The sequence below is a fragment of the Flavobacterium psychrophilum genome (assembly GCA_001708385.1).
Taxonomy (GTDB): domain Bacteria; phylum Bacteroidota; class Bacteroidia; order Flavobacteriales; family Flavobacteriaceae; genus Flavobacterium; species Flavobacterium psychrophilum_A.
Genome location: CP012388.1, coordinates 2,580,303 through 2,596,352 on the forward strand (window position 1 = coordinate 2,580,303; position 16,050 = coordinate 2,596,352).

12 protein-coding genes are annotated in these 16,050 nt (G+C 40.0%); 9 read left to right on the forward strand and 3 right to left on the reverse strand.

Going from position 1 to position 16,050, the window contains the following annotated elements:
* Window positions 1–34: 34 nt before the first annotated feature.
* From ALW18_11245 to ALW18_11265, 5 genes are all read left to right on the forward strand, one after another.
* On the forward strand, window positions 35–2,968 hold the full coding sequence (locus tag ALW18_11245) for a hypothetical protein (protein AOE53041.1): 2,934 nt from the start codon (window positions 35–37) through the stop codon (window positions 2,966–2,968).
* A gap of 11 nt (window positions 2,969–2,979) precedes the next feature.
* Window positions 2,980–4,473: a hypothetical protein gene (locus ALW18_11250; GenBank protein ID AOE53042.1), complete on the forward strand. Its 1,494-nt coding sequence runs from the start codon at window positions 2,980–2,982 to the stop codon at window positions 4,471–4,473.
* A gap of 22 nt (window positions 4,474–4,495) precedes the next feature.
* Window positions 4,496–5,959: a glucan endo-1,6-beta-glucosidase gene (locus tag ALW18_11255; GenBank protein AOE53043.1), complete on the forward strand. Its 1,464-nt coding sequence runs from the start codon at window positions 4,496–4,498 to the stop codon at window positions 5,957–5,959.
* Between the two features lie 67 nt (window positions 5,960–6,026).
* The gene (locus ALW18_11260) at window positions 6,027–7,454 is read left to right on the forward strand and encodes a glucosylceramidase (protein AOE53044.1); all 1,428 of its coding nucleotides are present in this window, start codon (window positions 6,027–6,029) and stop codon (window positions 7,452–7,454) included.
* Window positions 7,454–9,769, forward strand: a complete 2,316-nt coding sequence (locus ALW18_11265) for a glycoside hydrolase family 3 (protein ID AOE53045.1) — start codon at window positions 7,454–7,456, stop codon at window positions 9,767–9,769. The genes ALW18_11260 and ALW18_11265 overlap by 1 nt, the downstream gene beginning before the upstream one ends.
* A 107-nt stretch (window positions 9,770–9,876) precedes the next feature.
* Here ALW18_11265 and ALW18_11270 read toward each other — a convergent pair whose 3' ends face one another.
* Window positions 9,877–10,080: a hypothetical protein gene (locus tag ALW18_11270; GenBank protein AOE53046.1), complete on the reverse strand. Its 204-nt coding sequence runs from the start codon at window positions 10,078–10,080 to the stop codon at window positions 9,877–9,879.
* Between ALW18_11270 and ALW18_11275 the strand changes: the two genes are divergently transcribed.
* On the forward strand, window positions 10,080–10,847 hold the full coding sequence (locus ALW18_11275) for an amidohydrolase (protein ID AOE53047.1): 768 nt from the start codon (window positions 10,080–10,082) through the stop codon (window positions 10,845–10,847). The genes ALW18_11270 and ALW18_11275 overlap by 1 nt on opposite strands.
* On the opposite strand, the gene ALW18_11280 is transcribed toward ALW18_11275, so the two are convergent.
* Window positions 10,831–12,441, reverse strand: coding sequence for a hypothetical protein (locus tag ALW18_11280; GenBank protein ID AOE53048.1), 1,611 nt, complete (start codon window positions 12,439–12,441; stop codon window positions 10,831–10,833). The two genes, ALW18_11275 and ALW18_11280, sit on opposite strands and share 17 nt — an antisense overlap.
* An 85-nt stretch (window positions 12,442–12,526) precedes the next feature.
* The gene (locus tag ALW18_11285; protein AOE53049.1) at window positions 12,527–13,207 is read right to left on the reverse strand and encodes an amidophosphoribosyltransferase; all 681 of its coding nucleotides are present in this window, start codon (window positions 13,205–13,207) and stop codon (window positions 12,527–12,529) included.
* A 192-nt stretch (window positions 13,208–13,399) separates the two neighbouring features.
* On the opposite strand from ALW18_11285, the gene ALW18_11290 reads away from it, so the two are divergent.
* The 3 genes from ALW18_11290 to ALW18_11300 all read left to right on the forward strand — a co-directional run bounded on the left by ALW18_11290 (window position 13,400) and on the right by ALW18_11300 (window position 15,943).
* The gene (locus ALW18_11290; protein AOE53050.1) at window positions 13,400–14,941 is read left to right on the forward strand and encodes a glycyl-tRNA synthetease; all 1,542 of its coding nucleotides are present in this window, start codon (window positions 13,400–13,402) and stop codon (window positions 14,939–14,941) included.
* A gap of 96 nt (window positions 14,942–15,037) precedes the next feature.
* Entirely contained in the window at window positions 15,038–15,463 is a 426-nt protein-coding gene (locus tag ALW18_11295; protein AOE53051.1) for a hypothetical protein, read from the forward strand.
* Window positions 15,464–15,466: 3 nt separating this feature from the next.
* On the forward strand, window positions 15,467–15,943 hold the full coding sequence (locus ALW18_11300; protein AOE53052.1) for a hypothetical protein: 477 nt from the start codon (window positions 15,467–15,469) through the stop codon (window positions 15,941–15,943).
* Window positions 15,944–16,050 lie beyond the last annotated feature (107 nt).

Consider the following 16,050-nt stretch of genomic DNA (forward strand, 5'->3'; position numbering starts at 1 on the left):
CAAGTTTAAAATTAACCCTAACCCAACAAATCTTATGCGATTTAAGAACTACTTAATTTTAATGTTTCTGTGTTTCTCAGCAGCAACTTTTGCCCAGGTAAAAGGTACTGTTACAGATTCAGGAACAGGTATGACCCTGCCAGGCGTTAATGTACTGGTAAAAGGAGGTCAGGCTAATGCGTCTACCGACATTGATGGTAACTTTACCATTGATGCAAAACAGGGCGATGTTTTAGTATTCTCCTATATTGGATATGCTTCGAAAGAAGTAACTGCAACGTCAGGTACAGTAAACGTAACACTTGCCGAAGATGCCCAACTGCTACAGGAAGTTGTTGTAGTAGGATATGGTGCTCAAAAGAAACAGGATATTACAGGTGCTGTTGCAGTTGTAGATGGCAAGAAATTTGAAAACCGTGTAAACAATCAGGTAAGTAGCCTTTTGCAAGGTCAAACTGCCGGAGTACAGGTAACTGCTAATGGTGGTAAGCCGGGTGGTGGTTTTAGTGTACGTGTACGTGGTACAAGTTCAATTAGTGCGGGTAGCGACCCTATCTACGTAATTGACGGTGTTATTACTTCGGATACCCGTTCTCTTAACCCTGCCGATATAGAAACAATGTCTATTCTTAAAGATGCTTCATCAGCGGCTATCTACGGTTCTCAGGGTAGTAATGGTGTTGTAATTATCACAACTAAACAAGGTAAAAGCGAAAAACCGGTACTTACTTACGAAACATATGTAGGATTCCAGTCGTTCTGGAAAAAACAAAGTGTATTGAATGCTGAACAGTATAAAGATCTTCAAATGGAAAGAGGTCTTGGTACTACTCCTGGTTTTTGGGATCAGTACAATAATGACATAAACTGGCAGGATGAAATTTTTAGGACAGGTTTTTCTAACAGCCACCAGGTTTCATTATCTGGAAAAAGCAATAAAACATCATATTATTTAAGTGGTGGTGTTGTTAACCAAGAAGGCGCTGTAAGAAGCTCTGACATGGGGAGAAAAACATTTAAAGTCAACCTTTCTCAGGAAGTAACAGATTGGTTAAAAATCGGAACTAATCTAAATTACGTTGATTATAATGATGTCGATGTTACTGATAACTCAGGTGTTGGTAACGGTGGTGTAATTCTCGGAGTTTTAAACACACCTCAGAACATTGCACGTTATAATGCAGATGGTACATTTACAAGTAACCCTTTCCAAAACTGGGAGAATCCATTATCTAATACAGACGGATCTGAAAGGGCTTACAGAAACCAACGTATTTTTGGTAATGTTTATGGTGAATTTAAATTACTTAAAGGACTTACTTTCAGAACTGCTCTTAATATAGATCATAATGACGCAGCTACAGATTATTTTCTTGATCCGTACAGAACAAGTTATGGTAGGGCAATGAAAGGTATAAGCCGTTATAACACAAACCGTTATAACTATTATATGTATGAAAATACATTTAACTACAAACTTAATATTGCTAAACATTCAATTGAAGCAGTAGCAGGTACTGTATACCAAAAATCGTTGTGGGAGGACTCAAGCCTGGAAACAAGAAACTTTGCGGGAGATGGTGTGCAAACCCCTAATGCAGGATCTACTATTGCAAGTGCTACAGCTACAAAAGCTGAAAAATACAACTCTTCGTTCATTTCAAGGATTAACTACTCTTTTAATGATAAATACCTTTTAACTGCAAACTTTAGGGCTGATGGTTCAAGTGTGTTTGGTCCAAACAATAAATGGGGTTATTTCCCATCGGTTTCCGGAGGTTGGAGAATTTCAAACGAGGAATTCCTTAAAAATGTTGAATCGATCAATGAGCTTAAAGTAAGAGTAGGATGGGGTCTTGTTGGTAACGATAACATTGGTAACTACACATGGTACCAAAGGATAACGCCGGGATCTAACTATCCAATTGGTGGTACAATTCAGCCGGGTAACTATCCAGCATCAATCCAGAATAGTGATTTGAAATGGGAAGCTTCTGAGCAGACTAATATTGGTATAGATATCGCTCTTTTCAAAAACAGGGTGCGTTTTAGTGCAGATGCTTATAGAAAAAGAAGTAAAGACCTTCTATTAAATGTACCACTTCCAAGAACTTCAGGATTTGATAACATCACGATGAATGCCGGTGAAATCGAAAACAAAGGTTTGGAGTTCCAATTAAGCACTGTTAACTTTGACGGTGCCGATTTTAAATGGAATACAGATCTTAATATTTCATTCAACAGAAATAAGGTTATAAATCTTGTTGGACAAAAAATTAACGACGGTGGAATTGCCGGTAGAGGTGATGCTGTTCTTCTTCAGGAAGGTCAGCCATTAGGTCAGTTCTTCGGTTACCAGTGGGGTGGTGTAGATCCTGGTACAGGAAATGTATATTATATTGCTGCTGATGGAACGTCGACATTTGATCCTACGGAAGCTGATAAAAAGATAATAGGTAACTCTAACCCGGATTTCATATATGGCATTACAAATAACTTTAGCTACAAAAATGTTAGCTTAAATTTATTCTTCCAGGGGTCTCAAGGTAATGATATCTTAAATGCTACACGTTTTGATACTGAAAGCATGATCGATTCAAGAAACCAGACTACTGCAGTACTTAGAAGATGGCAAAATCCAGGTGATGTTACAGATGTACCGAAGGTAACCACTGATGGTAGTACTAATAACTCAAGGATATCATCTCATTATATAGAAAATGGTTCTTATTTAAGACTTAAGGCTATAACATTAGGTTATGATTTCTCTAAAACTGCACTTGACAGAATTGGATTAAGCGCACTAAAGTTATATGCTACGGGAGAAAATTTATTTACAATTACTGATTATTCCGGTTTTGACCCAGAGGTTAACTCTTATGGAAACAATAACCGTGTAGGTGGTATTGACTATGGTACATACCCTCAGACAAGGAATATAATATTTGGTATTAGAGCTTCATTATAAAAAAACTGAAAATGAAAATTTTAAATATAAAAACAATTGCTGCATTTATGCTTGCATCGATGATGCTTGCTTCTTGCGATGACAATCTGGATACAGTGCCACTTTCTGAAGGGGTTGCGCAAAACTCGTACGAAACAGGTGACCAGCTTGAGGCAGCACTTACGGGTGTATATGAGTCTTTTCAGGGTAATGACTATTATGTATGGGATCACGTATTGTTTTCAGACGTACGTTCAGACAACCATTATGCAGGTGGAGATAACCCGATGATCTTTCAATTAGACAACATTAATGTAGATGTTAATAATGATAGAGTTTACAATGCATGGTCTGCTATTTATAACGCTATTGCTAAAGCTAACGTAGTTATAGAACAGGCTCCAAATGTGCAAAGGCTTATCACAAACGAAAGAAGAGAGCAAATTATTGGTGAAGCTTATTTTTTAAGAGCTTACCATTATTACACACTTGCTAAACTTTTTGGAGGTGTTCCATTGGTTTTAGAGAGTGTTAAGTCCGGTGATCCTTCGGTGGTAAGAGTACCAAGAGCTACTGAGGAAGAAACGTATAATCAAATTGTTGCCGATCTTAAGTTTGCAGCAGATAAACTACCTAATAGCTATGGTGGTGATGCATCTGTAAACAAAGCACGTGCAACTAAAGGTGCAGCGTATGCAGTATTAGCTAAAGCTTATGCACAACAGCCTGTTCCAAACTGGGCAGAAGTGCTTAATTATACTAACCTTGTTATAACAAGCCCTGCCGGTTACGACATATTGGGTAGCTACGATCAGTTATTTGATGGTGCGCACTATAACAATATGGAGTCAATACTTGAGATACAGTTTTTAGGTGGAGTAGAAGGTTCATGGGGTCCGCAAATGCATTTACCGGAATCTGTGAGTGGCGATTCTTGGAGAAAATTTGTTACTCCTTCTCATGATCTTATAAACGCTTATGATTCTGAAGGTGATGAAATTCGTAAAAATGCAACAGTACTTTTCGAAAATGCACCTTGGGCAGATGAGTTTTGGGGTAATGCCGTAGGAAGTAATATTCCTTTTGCTTACAAATGGAAACAGGCAATGTCTTGGCAGAGTTCAGACCATATTTACTTATTACGTCTTGCTGATATCATTCTTTTAAGAGCTGAAGCACTTAATGAAACGAACCAGCCCGGTCCTGCTGCAGAATTAGTAAACAAAATTAGGTTCAGGGTAAATCTTGACGAACTGCCTGCTAATGTTGTAGGTTCACAATCGGCTATGAAAATAGCAATCCTTAAAGAAAGAAGGCTTGAACTTGCTCAGGAAGCTCACCGTTGGGATGACCTTGTAAGAAACAATGTTGCTGTACAGACTATGAATGCTGTTCAGGACATTGACCTTAGAAGCGGTAACCCTGTTAATTACGGTATGCAGGAAACAGATGTACTGCTTCCTATACCACAAAGGGAACGCAACAGAAACCCTAACCTGGGCCAGAACGACGGTTACCCTCAATAATAATATACAAAAATAGTTCACCATGAAGAAATCGTTTGTTTATATAAGTCTTGCTACAATACTGTTTTCCTGCTCGGGCGGTGAAGATGGCGCCGGTAACACAGCACCTCCCGCACCCGTTTCCGAAATAGGAAATGTTATTGGCATTGCTGATGTTTGGATTACAAATGGAAGCCAGACAAAACTTTTAAGCAAACAGGCTACAGGTGCTTCTATTTATGATAATAATGCGACCGAAGATCCTTCAATTTCTATTGATTTCTCTCAGCAGTATCAGGAAATTGAAGGCTTTGGTGCCGCATTAACAGGTTCATCGGCAATTGTTATCAATGCTATGACACCTTCCCAAAAAGATGCACTGCTTAAGGATCTTTTCAGCCCGACTGAAGGGATTGGACTTAGCTACCTGCGCCTTACAATGGGAGCATCTGATTTTTCGGTTAACAACTTTAGCTACAACGACGTTGCCGCAGGACAAACCGATGAAGACTTAGTGAATTTTTCTATCGCGAAAGATGAAACAGATGTAATTCCGGTGCTAAAGGGTGTTCAGACCTACGCGCCAAATATTAAAATTATGGGTAGCCCCTGGAGTGCACCGGCATGGATGAAAACCAGCCAGAGCATGAACGGCGGAAGCCTAAAACCGGAGTGGTTCAACAGCTATGGCGACTACTTTGTAAAATATATTAATGCCTATAAGGCACACGGTATTAACATTGATGCGGTTACACCTCAAAACGAGCCACTTCATGAAGTTACTACCTATCCTACGATGAAGATGACGGCTATAGAACAGGCCAGCTTTATTAAAAGCAGCCTTGGTCCTAAACTGAAATCAGCGGGAATAAATACCAAAATTATTGCATACGACCATAACTTCGATATGCCTTCATACCCAATAGAAGTGTTAAACGACACCGATGCAGCGCAGTATGTTGACGGTTCGGCTTTTCATGCATATGCAGGTAACCCATCGGCAATGACGCAGGTACATGCTGCTTTTCCTAACAAGAACCTGTATTTTACAGAAATTTCGGGTGGAGAATGGAGTACCGATTTTACCAGCAACCTTAATTACAATGTGGGCACTATTTTAATTGGTACCACACGTAACTGGTCGAAAAACGTATTGTTATGGAATCTTGCGCTAAACACTAATTTTGGACCTACCAATGGCGGATGTAAAGACTGCCGCGGTGTGGTTACCATAAATTCGTCCGGCGTAGTAACAAAAAATATTGAATACTATTCACTGGCACATTTCTCAAAATTTGTAAAGCCGGGTGCTAAAAGAGTTAACTCAACAACGTTTGAGAATTCTGTAAACATGCAGAATGTAGCTTTTGTAAATACAGATGGTTCTAAAGTACTTGTTGTGCTTAACCAGTCATCAGTAACAAGAAAGTTCGCAGTAAAAATTGGCGATAATAAGATTTCTTATTCTATTGAGCCTAACGCTGCAGCAACTATTATCTGGAAATAGTCCAGCTAAAAAATTGAAACTATAATTAAAATTTGGGAACGGTTTTACACCGTACCATGAGATTACCATGCTTAAAAAAAAGAAAAATTTACTATCGGGACTGGCATTGTCATTGGCTGTAGCAGCTATGGTGACAGGTTGTGCATCTACTAAAGGCGGCAAAAATGCCGCAGGATTATGGATAACAATGCCCGATAAATCTGCTGTGCTGCAACAACAGCCGGTAAATGTGTCATCAAATCAATCAAAAAATAATAACAATATTCAGCTAAACATCAATACCGGTACTACTTACCAGGAAATGGATGGCTTTGGATACACCCTTAGCGGAGGCAGCGCGATGCACATTGCTAAAATGAGTGCGCCGGCAAGAGCCAAGTTTTTACAGGAAATTTACGGTACAGGTGTTAACGACCTTGGATCTAGCTATATAAGGATAAGCGTAGGAGCATCCGACCTTGACGAAAAAGTATTTTCATATAACGACCTTCCCGCAGGGCAAACCGATGTAAACATTGAGAAGTTTGACCTTGGGTACGACAAATTATACCTTATACCTGTATTACAGGAAATACTTAAAATCAATCCATCGATAAAAATATTAGGTTCGCCGTGGTCGCCACCGGTTTGGATGAAAACCAACGGAGATACAAGAGGCGGAAGCCTTAAGCCTGAATATCAGACAGCGTATGCTAAGTACCTTGTAAAGTACATTCAGGAAATGAAAAAGAACGGTATTATCATTGATGCACTTACGGTGCAGAATGAACCGCTTCACCCGGGTAATAACCCAAGCCTTTTAATGGTTGCAGAAGATCAGAAGATTTTTGTACGCGATCATTTGGGTCCGCAGTTCGAAAAGAACGGCATCAAAACTAAGATTATAATATACGATCATAATGCAGACAGGCCAGATTATCCTATAACTATCTTAAATGATAAGGAGGCTGCGAAATACATTGACGGATCTGCTTTTCACCTATACGGAGGAAGCATTGATGCGATAACATCTGTACACGAGGCACACCCAAACAAGAACCTGTATTTTACAGAGCAATGGGTTGGAGCTCCGGGCGATTTTGCAAAAGAGCTTAACTGGCATATAGAAAACCTTATTATCGGTGCGCCGAATAACTGGTGTAAAACCGTTTTAGAGTGGAACCTTGCCGCCGATGAAAACCAAAACCCACATACAGATAGGGGCGGGTGCGACCGTTGCCTTGGTGCTGTAACCATTACGGCAGACAAAGTAACACGTGAGCCTGCGTACTACATTATTGCGCATGCATCTAAGTTTGTGCGCCCGGGATCGTTAAGGGTACAGTCTAATGTTATAGAGGGTCTTCCTAACGTAGCCTATAAAACACCAAACGGTGGTACAGTAGCTATCATTCAGAATACATCAAAAGAAGATAAAACTATAGATGTTAACGCAGGTGCTAAAAACACGACGATAACGCTTAAAGCGGGTGCTGTAGCTACCCTGGTATTATAATGCATATACAATTTAAACATATTACTTTAAGTATAGTAGCGGCAGTAACTTTTGTTTCGGCGAATGCTCAGAACAAAACAGCAGATACCGATAGAAAAGTAGAAGCGCTGTTAAGCAAAATGACGCTTGAGGAAAAAATAGGGCAGATGACCCAGATTGCGCTTGATGTAATTGGCAAAGGTAACGACCGTTACTCAAGCTTTGTTCCGTTTGCACCGGATCCGGCTGAAATGAAAAAAGCCCTTGGCGACTATCATATCGGTTCGGTATTAAATACAGCCAGTAACCGGGCACTTACCACCAACGAGTGGTATGCTATTATAAGCGAAATCCAAAAAACATCTATTAAGCTTAATAATCACAAAGTCCCGGTTATTTATGGCGTAGACGAAGTACACGGCGCAACCTATACTGCGGGTGCCACGATGTTTCCGCAGCAGATAGCGCAGGCAGCAAGCCGTAACCTGGCACTTATAGAACAAGGCGCAGCCATAACGGCTTATGAAACCCGTGCGGGTAACATTCCGTGGACGTTTGGCCCAGTGCTTGATTTGGGTATGGACCCGCGTTTCTCGCGTATGTGGGAAACCTTTGGTGAAGATCCGTATCTGGGATCTGTAATGGGAGTGGCTATGGTTCGTGGTTTTGAAGGGAAAGATGGTAATGTGGGGCATCCGGAAAAGATTGCTACCAGCCTTAAGCATTTTTTGGCGTACCATACAACAGTATCGGGTAAAGACCGTACGCCATCATACATTTCACAGGATGCACTTCGCGAATATCACCTGCCGGCATTTAAGGCAGCAATTGATGCAGGCGCACATACAATAATGATAAACTCAGGCATTATCAACGGGGTTCCGGTGCATGCCGATTATACTATCCTTACTACGCTTCTTAAAGAAGAGTTAGGCTTTAAGGGGCTTGTTGTTACCGACTGGGCAGATATAGAAAACCTATACAGGCGCGACAGGATTGCAACCAGCGATAAGGAGGCTATTATGCTTTCTATCAACGCCGGTATAGACATGTCTATGGTGCCGTACAAGTATGAGGTTTTTTGTGATAATTTAATTGAACTTGTAAAAGAAGGTAAGGTAAAACAGGAAAGGATAGATGATGCCGTAAGAAGGATACTTAGAGTAAAGTATGCACTGAACCTTTTTGATAGACCGAATACCAACCCGAAGGACTATCCTAAATTTGGAAGTAAAGAGTTTGAAAAGGCATCTTATAATATGGCTGCCGAAGCAATTACTTTACTTAAGAATGAGGGGAATATCCTTCCGTTGAAAAAGAACATAAAGGTATTGGTTACGGGGCCTAACGCTAATAGTATGCGTACCCTTAACGGTGCATGGACGTACTCATGGCAAGGAGACAGAGCGGATGAATTTGGTTCGCAGTACAATACAATTTTAGAAGCAGTACAAAACGAAATTGGTAAAGCCAATGTTGCTTATGTACCGGGTGTTAGTTATAAGGCAGGCGGGCATTATTTTGAAGAGCTTGCCGACAAGATGGGCGAAGCTATCGCAGCTGCTAAAAACAGCGATGTAATTATACTTTGCCTTGGCGAGAACAGCTACGTAGAGAAACCGGGTGACCTTAATGATCTATACTTATCTGACCTGCAGACAGAACTTGCTAAAAAACTGGCAGCTACAGGCAAACCGGTTGTTTTGGTGTTGAACGAGGGCAGGCCAAGAATTATAAGTCGTTTTGAACAGGATATGAAGGGCATCGTTCAGGCTTACTTGCCGGGAAATTTTGGGGGAGATGCACTGGCAGATGTTTTGTTTGGCGATGTAAACCCTTCAGGTAAACTGCCGTATACGTACCCACGTTTTCCGAATGCTACGATATCGTACATACACAAACCGTCGGAAGAGCAGAAAAAAGCTGAAGGTGCTTATAACTATGAAGCCGATTATAATCCGCAATTCCTTTTTGGTGAAGGATTAAGCTATACCACATTTGGTTACAGCAACCTTACTATAGATAAAAAGGAACTTAAAAAAGGTGATAACCTTACAGTGAGCGTAACCGTTACCAACACAGGTAAAATAACAGGTAAAGAGGTAGTCCATTTATTTACGTCTGACCTGTATGCGAGCAGCGTAACACCCGATGTAAAACGCCTGCGCCGTTTTGAAAAGATTGAACTTAAGCCCGGAGAAAGTAAAATCGTAACGTTTGAGCTTAACCCGGCCGACCTTAGCTATGTTGGGCGTGACGGAAAAACCATCCTGGAAGCAGGAGATTTTGAAGTAATGATTGAAAAGCTAAAGGGCGCTTTTACATTGATTGAATAAGTTTTTTTCAATATAAAAATTGTTTAGAGTTTTAGGTTAGTTAAGCCGGGGTTGTGCCCGGCTTTTTTTATGCTGATATTTGTCTTGAAACTGGCGGCTAAAAAAATTCAAGACTCAACTTTATAGGTGTAAATTATCACTTTCAATACGCTACAAATTTTGATGCCTTGAACTTCAATGGCAATAGAGGAGCCTGACTCGACTTCTTTAGAAGCGTGAAACGCGATGTAAATTGAGTTTCGTTTTTCCTGCTTATTTCTGTAGTTTCCGACAAATTTCTTTTTGTTATTTTTACAGAAATCACCCACCAATGAAAATAGCCCTTATTCAAACCTCCCTTTCTTGGGAAAGTCCCGAAGATAACCGTGCAAACTTTACCAAACTTATTAATGGAATTGCGCAAGTCCCCGATCTTATAGTACTTCCCGAAATGTTTGCAACCGGATTCACTATGAAACCTGAACGTGTTGCGGAGACTACGGAAGGTGATACGGTAAAATGGATGCAGAAAACAGCAAGAGATAAAGGCTGTGCTATTACCGGAAGTTTGGCAATTAAGGAGCAGGGCAATTATTATAACCGCTTATTTTTTGTGCTGCCGGATGGCGAAATACATACTTATGATAAAAGGCATCTGTTTTCGCTGGCAGGTGAAGATAAAGAATATACAGCAGGCGCCGACAGACTCGTTATAAGCTATCGTGACTGGACTATTTGCCCATTGGTGTGTTACGACCTTCGCTTTCCTGTTTTTTCGCGTAATACGGAAGATATTGACCTTTTGCTGTATGTGGCCAATTGGCCTACCGTTCGTGTTGCCGCATGGAATGCTTTGCTTAAAGCCCGGGCTATAGAGAACATGTGCTATGTTGCAGGCGTAAACCGTACAGGGCAGGACAATAATGGGCACGATTATCCCGGCCAGTCGCAGGTTATAGACTGCCTGGGTGCATACGCAGAACCACCATCTGCGAACGAAGGTGTGTTAGTTGTTGAACTGGATAAAGAAAATATGCTGGCTACACGTAAAAAGCTGGGCTTTTTAAACGACAGGGATAGCTTTAGCCTCCAAGGTTAAAGGTCTCTTCGGGGTCCCAGTTGGCGCGCACGTCAATTTCTCCCGGACGGTAGATAACTTCTTCGGGCTGGCGTTTTAGCATATAGTCGCCCGTATCCCATTCTTTGTTCTTATTGTCATCATAATACACACGTAGCGTGTATTTATTGGGCAATACAGCATCAAAGTTTATCTGGGTTTCTCCTTCAGAATAATACGATTCCAATATCTGGCTTTTAGAGTCTAAAACCTCCAGCATCAGCGGGAACCGCTTCGCGTTAGTCAGGTTTATGCGCAGGTTTCCGTAGTCGGTATATTCTTTGGTGGCGAGTTTATAGCTTAGGGTGTCGTTTTCTTTTTCGTAAAAATCTTTTAGTGCGCCCGGCATAAGGGTAACTGTATACTTTTCGTTTTCGGCTTTAGGAAAATCAAATACAAGCTCCTGCTTAAAATCGTCGTAAGCGAGGCTGTATTTTACCGCAACTGAATCTTTATTGATCAGGCTTATCTTGGTACTGTCAATTCGTGTAAGCGGTGTCGTTGGTATCAGCGTAAATTTCTCCCTAAAATGTAATCCACCCTTTTGTACCGCCTCAACGGTTAGTGAATCGGATGGTTTAACTTCCTTGAATTTTACGGTAAAATTCTTAATAGAATCCCTGTGCGTAACGGTTACCTTAAGCGAATCGGTAAGCTTTCTGGGTAGCCATACATTAAGTGAATCCTTGTCCTTTACTTTTGTTATAACAGAAGGGATATCTTCCGTACCAGCACCATTTTTAACCGACACCTTCATTCCCCTGTAATCGCCTTCATAGGGTGCAAAAAGCCTGTTAGAGTTTTCCTGTACCGGTTTTAAAGCTTTAAACTTTGGCTTAGCTTTAAATAGTTCAAGGTGGTAAACGGTATCATTAGGTACGGTGATGGACTGGTTTAAAAAACCGATCTTATCGCTTTTTGGTTCGTATTTATAATTGTTATTGGCGTCTTTAAGCGCTATTATCTTGTACTTGCCTTCCTTAAGATTTTCCAGTTTAAATTGTACCATACTGTCCAGCGTATTGGTAACATAGCGTGGACGTTCTTTATAAATGGTAGAATCGGTAAATTTCTCGTTGTCTTCATACAGCATTACGGTTACAAAGTTATCCGTCTCTTTGTTGTATGCATCCCTTATGCGTCCGTTAAGCGCAAGCGAGTCGATATAGCTTCCGGTAGAAAACACGAATTTAAACTGTGAGTACGGGTTACCTTCGTTATTATCGGTAATACTCTGGCCGAAATTAAAACTATAAGTGGTATTTTCCTGAAGTGTATCTTTAATCTTTATATTAATGAACCTGCTCGCACTACCCGTAGGCACAATATTAGGTGCGGTATTCATTGGCGGAGAGATGATCAGCTGTTTATTGATGTCTTTGATTTTAATATATTCATTAAAATCTATATGTATCTCATTGCCTTTAAAGTTGGTACTCATATTAGCCGGTGAGCTTCCGGTAATATATGGAGCAATAGTATCTTTTGCGCCTCCGGTAATACCACCTCTTTTTGCGCAACCTATAGCAAAAGCTGCGATAAACAATATATACAGGAGAATTCTATTTTTCAGCATATTGTATTCTTTGACTGCACAAAATAACAATTATATTCACTGTAAACGAAATGTTTTTAGAAAATGTTGCATGCCCGGCGCGCATCTAATGTGCGAAGGCAATTGTAATAATGCTCACCCTTGCTCCCGGTATCTTTAAAAGTGCTCTTCCACAGGCTTCAAGTGTAGCTCCGGTGGTAATAACATCGTCAACCAATAAAAAATGTTTGCCCTCATGATTGCCGGCAGATTCAATATCAAAAGCATCGCTTATAATTTCTGCCCTTGCTTCAAGATTTTTATTGGTCTGGGTACGGGCATAGGTTTTTCTAACCAGTAAAGTATCGTTGTAATTGGTGCCGAGCCCTTTAGCTAGTGCCATGCCAAATCCGGCAATCTGGTTGTATCCTCTTTCTGCTAATCTTTTTTTGTGTAATGGAACAGGGATAACATCGGTAACTGTTTTTAGGCTCTCTACTTCCTGGATATCCTGTGCATACCATTCGCCAATTAATCTCCCAAGATCTTCAATACCTTTATATTTTAAGTTGTGGATGACACCCTGTACAATACCTTCTTTATGAAAGTATAGTGCAGAAGAGGCATGCTCCAGCGGTAGCCGGCCTGCAAATCTTTTTGCGGTTTCGTTATCTTCATACAAATGGTGCTGTGTAAAAGGCATATCATGCCTGCAGTGAGTGCATAACAATTGCTCGGTTTCCAGCAGCGGATTGCTACAGCCCGGGCAATTTTGTGGAAACAACAGATTAAGTAAAGATTTAAACATGGGGTTTTTGTGATAAATGTATGTAAATATGTAGCTTTTTTCTTTTAATTTAACCAAACATTAAAAATTATTGCAGTAATTTTTTAGAATAACGATGTAGTTAGCGTGTATTTGCTAAAGAGTTTTGATTTATTTATTTTTTAAACAGTTAGTATAAATTTATAGTAACCCTTTTTATATTTTTGCAACACTATGGCAAAACAAGAAGATTTATTTAAGAATGTGATTTCGCATGCAAAAGAGTACGGATTTATTTTTCCGTCGAGCGAAATTTATGATGGATTAAGCGCTGTGTATGACTATGCTCAGAACGGTGCCGAATTAAAAAAGAATATCAGGGAATACTGGTGGAAATCTATGGTGCAGATGCATGAAAATATTGTGGGTATTGATGCCGCAATTTTTATGCACCCTACAACATGGAAAGCATCGGGGCACGTAGATGCCTTTAACGACCCTTTGATAGACAACAAAGATTCTAAAAAAAGATACAGGGCAGACGTGCTTATCGAGGATTATGCCGAAAAGATAAACCAGAAAGCCCAGAAAGAAATAGAAAAAGCAAGAGTTCGCTTTGGCGATGCATTTAACGAAGAAGAATTCATTACGACAAATGCACGTGTTGTTGAATACCTTGCTAAAAAGAAGCAGATTCTTGAGCGTATGGCGCGTTCACTGGAGACAGAGAACCTTGCCGATGTAAAAGCACTTATTGAAGAGCTTGAAATTGCCGACCCTGAAACTGGTTCTAAAAACTGGACAGAGGTACGTCAGTTTAACCTTATGTTTGGTACCAAGCTTGGTGCCGAAGCCGCTACTGCAATGGACTTATACCTTCGTCCGGAAACGGCACAGGGTATTTTTGTTAACTTTTTAAACGTACAGAAAACCGGCCGTATGAAAATACCTTTTGGTATTGCGCAAACGGGTAAGGCTTTCCGTAATGAGATCGTTGCAAGGCAGTTTATTTTCCGTATGCGTGAGTTTGAACAAATGGAAATGCAGTTCTTTGTTCGTCCGGGCGAAGAAATGAAATATTATGAGTACTGGAAAGAAACAAGGCTTAAATGGCACCTGTCATTAGGACTTGGCAGGGAAAACTACCGTTTCCACGACCACGAAAAACTGGCGCACTATGCTAACGCTGCTGCCGATATTGAGTTTAATTTCCCGTTCGGCTTTAAAGAGCTTGAAGGAATTCACTCAAGAACTGATTTTGACCTTAAAGCGCACGAGCAATTTTCAGGTAAAAAACTTCAGTATTTTGATACAGAGGAAAACAGGAACTACACGCCATACGTAGTAGAAACTTCTGTTGGACTTGACAGGATGTTCCTGGCGGTTTTCTCTAACTCGCTAAAAGAAGAAACCCTGGAAGACGGTTCTACACGTACTGTGCTTGCACTTCCATCGGTATTGGCGCCTACTAAGGCTGCTGTGCTTCCGTTGATTAAGAGAGACGGACTTCCGGAAGTTGCAAGGCAGATCATTGAAGACCTTAAGTGGGATTTCAATGTGGCTTACGACGAGAAAGATGCTGTTGGACGCCGTTACAGAAGACAGGATGCCCTTGGTACCCCATTTTGTATCACAGTAGACCACCAGACACTGGAAGACCAAACGGTAACCATCCGTCACCGCGATACAATGCAGCAGGACAGGGTTGCAATCTCTGAATTGAGAGGAATAATAAACGATGCGGTTTCAGTAAGAAACTGGCTGATGAAAATGTAATAAAAATCAAAGCTGTCTGAAAAGGCAGCTTTTTTATTTTACTTAAATATGAAGGCAATCATTTCTATTTTATTATTAGTTTTTAGTGGGTTTACTATGAGTTCGCAAACTGTTTTGGATACGGATGGACTTAATAATGTAGATAATGTATTTTTATATGCATTAAAAGAATATTGTAAAACCTTAAACAGGGACGTAACAAAAAATGTCTATGTTAAAAAAGAATATCCTGTAGGTGAAAGCTGGCCTAAAGAAATCGAAGGTTTAGAGATAGTATATCTTTCTACTGGAAAAGAATATAGAAATGCGATTAAAAGTAATGGAGGCAATATCAGAGTTGTAGGTATAAATTCACTTGATCTAAGGAAGGGCGATTTTTACGTATCCGTCATTCCATTTAGTGTAATTTATAAAAAAGGAGCAACACATTTCACTAATGGAGGCGGATGGATTGTATATTTTGATTATGACAGTGAAAAAAGAGGGTTAGTATATAGATCAAAGAAAAATTTTGGAATCTAATATATGTCTAAAAAAATGGAGACAGTTATTCTTAAATCCGACAAAACTAAAACTGAGGTTATTTATCTTTTAAAAGCCAATTCAGAATCATGGCACCGGGACGGATCGAAACTTCCTTTAGAAGGTACGATAGATGATGAGGGTAATTTTTCTTTTAAGATGGCGTTGGATGAAACCGTATATCGTCAAGAAGATGCAGGCTTAACATTTATGGGACATATATTTGAAGAAAATGATAAAACGATAATACAGATTAGTCTTAGGGTTCTACCTGCTATTTTCATACTTGGCGGGTTAATGTTTTGTGGCGGTATTGCATTGATGCTATATTTTTACACTACTACTCAAACGAAAAGCGAAACACAATATCCGGGATTTTTACCTTTTCTCTTTCTTGGAGTTTTTCCGGTTGTAAAGTATTATTTCACTTATACAAACGTAAAAAAGAGAACAATAAAGACGATTAGGAATATCATATAGTATCTAGATATTAGTGGAATCTCTATTGGAAAGTGTTGGGATTCTTACTTATTTAGAATGACAAATTGTTGCTGTAAACCCATCATCCTTGTGTCCATCACATCATC

Bases quoted from the DNA above. Each gene is read 5' to 3' on its own strand.
- ALW18_11245 (AOE53041.1), top strand. From the start codon at position 35: ATGCGATTTAAGAACTACTTAATTTTAATGTTTCTGTGTTTCTCAGCA.
- ALW18_11250 (AOE53042.1), top strand. From the start codon at position 2,980: ATGAAAATTTTAAATATAAAAACAATTGCTGCATTTATGCTTGCATCG.
- ALW18_11255 (AOE53043.1), top strand. From the start codon at position 4,496: ATGAAGAAATCGTTTGTTTATATAAGTCTTGCTACAATACTGTTTTCC.
- ALW18_11260 (AOE53044.1), top strand. From the start codon at position 6,027: ATGCTTAAAAAAAAGAAAAATTTACTATCGGGACTGGCATTGTCATTG.
- ALW18_11265 (AOE53045.1), top strand. From the start codon at position 7,454: ATGCATATACAATTTAAACATATTACTTTAAGTATAGTAGCGGCAGTA.
- ALW18_11275 (AOE53047.1), top strand. From the start codon at position 10,080: ATGAAAATAGCCCTTATTCAAACCTCCCTTTCTTGGGAAAGTCCCGAA.
- ALW18_11280 (AOE53048.1), bottom strand. From the start codon at position 12,441: ATGCTGAAAAATAGAATTCTCCTGTATATATTGTTTATCGCAGCTTTT.
- ALW18_11285 (AOE53049.1), bottom strand. From the start codon at position 13,207: ATGTTTAAATCTTTACTTAATCTGTTGTTTCCACAAAATTGCCCGGGC.
- ALW18_11290 (AOE53050.1), top strand. From the start codon at position 13,400: ATGGCAAAACAAGAAGATTTATTTAAGAATGTGATTTCGCATGCAAAA.
- ALW18_11295 (AOE53051.1), top strand. From the start codon at position 15,038: ATGAGTTCGCAAACTGTTTTGGATACGGATGGACTTAATAATGTAGAT.
- ALW18_11300 (AOE53052.1), top strand. From the start codon at position 15,467: ATGTCTAAAAAAATGGAGACAGTTATTCTTAAATCCGACAAAACTAAA.